The organism is Streptomyces colwelliae (assembly GCF_048158785.1).
GTDB lineage: Bacteria > Actinomycetota > Actinomycetes > Streptomycetales > Streptomycetaceae > Streptomyces.
The window spans coordinates 1-632 of sequence record NZ_JBLTJC010000890.1; the positions used below are offsets into that span (position 1 = coordinate 1).

Here is a 632-nt window from a genome sequence, read left to right on the forward strand (position 1 = left end):
GCGTCTGCCACTGTTGAGCGGCGACTGGATCCCGCTAACGTTACCGGAGCAGATGCGCGAGCGGCTCAATGAAACGATGGACATCATCAGTCTGGGTGGAGCGACCGAGTGCGCCATCTGGTCGGTCTACTACCCGATAGGTGAGGTGGAATCGACGTGGACCAGTATTCCCTACGGTCGGGGCCTGCGCAACCAGCCAGTATACGTGCTAAATGCGCAACTGGAGGAATGTCCGGTCGGGGTGGAAGGAGAGATTTGCATTGGCGGGATGGGGCTGGCACAAGGCTACCTGAACGACGCAGAGAAAACGGCGGCGAGCTTTGTCTGGCGCGAAGCGAGTGGTGAGCGAATTTACCGCTCTGGGGATCGCGGGCGCTACTTTGCTGACGGGCAAGTCGCCTTTTTGGGGCGCAACGATACCCAAGTGAAGGTGAATGGTTACCGTATCGAACTGGGGGAAATCGAGCGCTGCATTGCGCGACATCCCGATGTGGAGCAGTCAGTGGTGGTGGCAGTGGGTAATTCTCAACATCGTCGGCTGGTCGCTTTTGCCAAACTGCACGATCGCCACCAGGCGCAGGCATTGCAAGCTAAGGAAGCGGAGGCGGCGGCACTGGCGCAGGGTATTATTG

General features: G+C 59.0%; 1 protein-coding gene. It reads left to right on the top strand.

Features of this window, described 5'->3' with window-relative positions; all coding sequences use genetic code 11:
- Positions 1-632, top strand: a 632-nt coding sequence (locus ACNFOC_RS55020; RefSeq protein WP_416966400.1) for an AMP-binding protein, incomplete at both ends; no start/stop codon positions are given.